This is a genomic window from Microbacterium sp. LEMMJ01 (assembly GCF_002114135.1).
GTDB lineage: Bacteria > Actinomycetota > Actinomycetes > Actinomycetales > Microbacteriaceae > Microbacterium.
Map to the genome: position 1 here is coordinate 1 of NZ_NCTV01000005.1, position 2,035 is coordinate 2,035.

General features: G+C 65.8%; 3 protein-coding genes. 2 read left to right on the forward strand and 1 reads right to left on the reverse strand.

Annotated features, from left to right (window positions below; all coding sequences use genetic code 11):
• Window positions 1–416 (forward strand): amidohydrolase family protein (locus tag B7W94_RS00075; protein ID WP_139833206.1); only part of this gene is annotated, 416 nt, incomplete at its 5' end.
• 22 nt (window positions 417–438) lie between these two features.
• Here B7W94_RS00075 and B7W94_RS00080 read toward each other — a convergent pair.
• Window positions 439–1,020 (reverse strand): ABC transporter permease, encoded by a 582-nt coding sequence (locus tag B7W94_RS00080; protein WP_005052801.1) that lies wholly within the window; start codon window positions 1,018–1,020, stop codon window positions 439–441.
• 169 nt (window positions 1,021–1,189) lie between these two features.
• On the opposite strand from B7W94_RS00080, the gene B7W94_RS00085 reads away from it, so the two are divergent.
• Window positions 1,190–2,033 (forward strand): IS5 family transposase gene (locus tag B7W94_RS00085; RefSeq protein WP_241186004.1). Its coding sequence is split into 2 segments (ribosomal slippage): window positions 1,190–1,495 and window positions 1,497–2,033, totalling 843 coding nucleotides; the frame shifts between segments, so codons are not numbered across the junction.
• Window positions 2,034–2,035 lie beyond the last annotated feature (2 nt).

A 2,035-nucleotide genomic window follows, 5' to 3' on the forward strand; every position in this document is an offset into this window, starting at 1 on the left:
TTCCCGGTGTGAGCTATTCACACGCCCACGATATCACGCGCTCGATGCATGCCGCGGGCTTTCCGGTCCTGGCCGGCACCGACGCCTACCTCGGGTCCTTCACACGGGCATCGCCGCCATACGGCGAGAGCATGCACGACGAAGACGCCTACATCGGGCTCCTCGAACGGGCAATGCCGCCATACGGCGAGAGCATGCACGACGAACTCGCTCTGCTCGTGGACGCCGGCCTGTCAACAGCCGAAGCGCTGCGCGCTGCCACCTCGACGGCCGCGCACGCGTTCTCACTCGACGATCGGGGGGCGATCACCCCCGGATTGCGAGCCGACCTCGTGCTGGTGGACGGCGATCCGCTCACCGACATCGCTGCCGCGCGTCGCGTTCTGCGTGTGTGGTGCGGCGGCATCGAGGTGTGAGGGCGTCCTCTCGACCGCGGTGTCACTCCACGGCGGTGTTCGCGCCGTGGTGCCACGCGAGCACCCGGTTCTCGACGACGATGAGCAGCAGGTTGAACACGTACCCGAAGATCCCGATGAGCACGATGCCCGACCACATGTCCGTGATCGCGAACGACCTCTGCGACTGAAGAACGAAGACGCCGATCCCGTTGCCTCCCGCCATCATCTCGCTCACGACGACCATGATGAGCGCGAGCGAAAGACTCGTGCGCATTCCGGCAAAGATCTGCGGAGCTGCCGCGGGAAGTGCGACCTGCAACTCGTAGCGGAACCAGTGGATGCCGTACACCCGGGCGGTCTCGCGCAGTCCGGGGTCCATTCCTCTGATTGCAGCTTCGGTATTGAGGAGCACGGGCCAGAGGCAGATGAAGGTGATCAGAATCACCTTCGCGGTGTCGTCGAGGCCCAGCACGATGATGACGAGGGGAATCAACGCGACCGCAGGGATCGCGCGCAGGAACTCGAGCACGGGTGCGAACATCGCCTGGAGGCGGTGCGCCTGACCGAGAACGAACCCCACGACCACGCCGATGACCACAGCGCCGATGAACCCGATCATCATCCTGGAAAGACTCGGCAAGACGTCGCTCGCCATCCGCGCGAAGAGCCAGTTCTCCTGGAAAGCGACTAGGGCGTGTCTCCCAAAGGTTTGGGCTGGTCGCTGGAACGCTCGGTGTGTGTCTCGAACGGAGTTGCTGACTGATGCGCAGTGGGAGCTGATTGCTCCGTTGATGCCGTCCTCGCAGGGGCGTCGTGGTCGGCCGTTCGCCGATCATCGCACCGTGGTGGAGGGCATCATCTATCGCTACCGGACCGGGATCGCGTGGCGGGACTTACCCGGGTGCTTCGGGCCGTGGCAGACGGTGTGGAAGCGGCACCGCCGCTTCAGCGGTGATGGGACGTGGGACAAGATCCACAGCGTCCTGCTGGCCCATGCCGACGCCGCCGGGCTGATCGACTGGGAAGTCTCGGTGGACTCCACGATCAACCGCGCCCATCAGCACGCCACCAACCTGCCCCGGGACACAGGGGGACCTGACGAATTACACGAATCTGCGCATCGAGCCGCCTGATCACGCCATCGGCCGCTCCCGCGGCGGCCTGTCGACGAAGATCCACCACCTGTGCGACGGGAACATGCGGCCGCTGGTGATGCTGCTCGGGCCCGGGCAGGGCGGGGACTCCCCGATGTTCGAGCACGTGATGAACGCCCTGCGGGTACCGCGCCTGGGTGGGGGCCGGCCACGCACCAGGCCCGACCGGGCGCTGGGTGACAAGGCTTACTCTTCCCGGGCCAACCGCAAGCTGTTGCGCCGGCGCGGCATCCAGGCCGTCATCCCCGAACGCGATGATCAGATCGCCAACCGCAAGCGCCGCGGCGCCAAGGGTGGTCGCCCGGTCACCTACGACACCGAGGCCTACAAGCGCCGCAACGTCGTCGAGCGCGGATTCAACATCTTCAAGCAATGGCGCGCCTTGGCCACCCGCTACGACAAACTCGCCCTGACCTATCGCGGCGGCGTCGTCCTACGCGCCATCACCATCTGGCTCAAGGCTTTAAGAGACACGCCCTAGCG